This is a genomic window from Mesorhizobium sp. M7A.F.Ca.US.005.03.2.1, assembly GCF_003997795.1.
Taxonomy (GTDB): domain Bacteria; phylum Pseudomonadota; class Alphaproteobacteria; order Rhizobiales; family Rhizobiaceae; genus Mesorhizobium; species Mesorhizobium ciceri.
On the sequence record NZ_RZRP01000952.1, the window covers coordinates 1 to 2228 of the forward strand.

Annotated in this window: 4 protein-coding genes; all 4 read right to left on the bottom strand. The window is 63.0% G+C overall.

Annotation, left to right across the window (positions count from 1 at the left end):
• Window positions 1-742: preprotein translocase subunit SecY (locus tag EN991_RS33070; RefSeq protein ID WP_164769553.1), on the bottom strand; the 742-nt coding region annotated here is incomplete at its 3' end.
• A 192-nt stretch (window positions 743-934) separates the two neighbouring features.
• Window positions 935-1411, bottom strand: coding sequence for a 50S ribosomal protein L15 (gene rplO, locus EN991_RS33075; RefSeq protein ID WP_013531434.1), 477 nt, complete (start codon window positions 1409-1411; stop codon window positions 935-937).
• Window positions 1412-1433: 22 nt separating this feature from the next.
• Window positions 1434-1631: a 50S ribosomal protein L30 gene (gene rpmD, locus EN991_RS33080; protein ID WP_006205449.1), complete on the bottom strand. Its 198-nt coding sequence runs from the start codon at window positions 1629-1631 to the stop codon at window positions 1434-1436.
• A gap of 24 nt (window positions 1632-1655) precedes the next feature.
• Window positions 1656-2219 carry a 30S ribosomal protein S5 gene (gene rpsE, locus EN991_RS33085; protein ID WP_006333394.1) on the bottom strand — a complete coding sequence of 188 codons (564 nt, stop codon included), beginning with the start codon at window positions 2217-2219 and terminating at the stop codon, window positions 1656-1658.
• Window positions 2220-2228: the final 9 nt, after the last annotated feature.

Below are 2228 nucleotides of genomic sequence, written 5' to 3' on the forward strand. Positions count from 1 at the left end.
GGATAAGCAAGCGGGGCTGGGCGCGCTCGAAGAACACGATGAGCGCAATGACGACGATAGCCAGCACGATGATCGCAAGGATCAGGCCGGTCGACAGCGCGCCGGTGCGGCCAAGCTCCAGCGTGCCGGAGATGGCGTGCGGCAGGCCGGCGACGATGCCGGAGAAGATGATCAGCGAAATACCGTTGCCGATGCCGCGGGCGGTGATCTGCTCGCCCAGCCACATCAGGAACATGGTGCCGCCGACCAGCGTGACGACGGTCGAGATGCGGAAGAACATGCCGGGGTCACTGACGATGCCGTTGCCGCCTTCCAGCCCGACAGAAATGCCATAGGCCTGAACCAGCGCAAGCAGCACGGTGCCGTAGCGCGTGTACTGGTTGATCACCTTGCGGCCCTGTTCGCCTTCCTTCTTCAGCGCTTCCAGTGACGGGATGACCGAGGTCATCAGCTGCATGATGATGGAGGCGGAGATGTAAGGCATGATGCCGAGCGCAAAGATCGCCATGCGCTGCACGGCGCCGCCGGCGAACATGTTGAACATGCCGAGCACGCCCTTGCTCTGCGAAGAGAAGGCCTGGGCGAAGGCGTCGGGATTGATACCGGGAAGCGGGATGTAGGTGCCGAGGCGATAAACCAGCAGCGCGCCGATCGTGAACCAGATGCGCTTCTTCAAATCCTCCGCCTTGGCGAAGGCCGAGAAATTCAGATTCGAGGCTAATTGTTCAGCAGCCGAAGCCATGCCTGATTCTCCGCTTGGTAACGCTTGATGGCCCTGAGGTCAGGCGGCGCGTTTCACCGAAGCTCACGAGATAAGCTCCGGGCTCTAAACATGCAAGCGGCCGCGTTGACGCGGCCGCCTCGTTGAGCAGATCAAAGCGAAATCGTGAGCAAAAACGGATTCCACTCCTGCCGATCGCGCTTCAAATTGCCGTTACTCGGCAGCTGCCTTTTCCTGCGGCAGCTTGACCGAACCGCCGGCCTTTTCGATCTTCTCGATCGCGGCCTTGGAGGCGCCGGCGACGTCAAAGGCGAGCTTCGCCTTGATCTCGCCATCCGAGAGGATGCGCACGCCGTCCTTGACGCGGCGGATGACGCCGGCGGCAACCAGCGATTCAGCCGTCACGGTTGCCTTGGCGTCGAGCTTCTTGGCGTCGATGGCCACCTGGATGCGGGCCAGCGACACGACGGTGAAGCTCTTGGCGAAGATGTTGTTGAAGCCACGCTTCGGCAGGCGCCGGTAGAGCGGCATCTGGCCACCCTCGAAGCCGTTGATGGCGACGCCGGAGCGCGCCTTCTGGCCCTTGACGCCGCGACCGCCGGTCTTGCCGGAGCCGGAGCCGATACCACGGCCGAGACGCTTCTTGGAGTGCGTCGCGCCGTCCTTGTCACGCAGATCGTTGAGTTTCATCTGACTTCTCCTGCGCTCTGGCTCAGCCCTCGTCCACGACGCGGACGAGATGCTGGACGGCAGCGATCATGCCGCGCACGGAGGGCGTATCTTCCAGCGTGCGCTGCTTGTGCATCTTGTTGAGGCCGAGGCCGACCAGCGTCGCGCGCTGTTCCTTCGGACGGCGGATCGGCGAACCGATCTGCTCAACGGTGATGGTCTTGGTTGCTTTCTTGGCCATGGTCAAAATCCCTGGTCAGATCGACTATTCTTCAGCCGCAACGGCGGTGCCGCGGCGGGCCTGAAGGGTCGAATACTTGATGCCGCGAGCAGCAGCCACATCCTTGGGATGCATCTGGCTCTTCAGCGCGTCGAAGGTGGCGCGAACCATGTTGTAGGGGTTCGACGAACCCATCGACTTGGCGACCACGTCATGCATGCCGAGCGTCTCGAAGACAGCGCGCATCGGGCCACCGGCGATGATGCCGGTACCTTGCTTGGCGGCGCGCAGCAGCACGCGTCCAGCACCCCAGCGTCCTTCGACGTCGTGATGCAGCGTACGGCCCGAGCGCAGCGGCACGAAAATCATGTCGCGCTTGGCCGATTCAGTTGCCTTGCGGATAGCTTCCGGCACTTCGCGCGCCTTGCCGTGACCAAAGCCGACGCGGCCCTTCTGGTCGCCGACGACGACGAGTGCTGCAAAACCGAAGCGACGGCCGCCCTTGACGACCTTGGCGACGCGGTTGATGTGGACGAGCTTGTCCACCATGCCGTCATCGCGTTCTTCACGATCGCGGCCGCGGCCGCCATCCCTACGTTCCTGTGCCATATCCTGTTC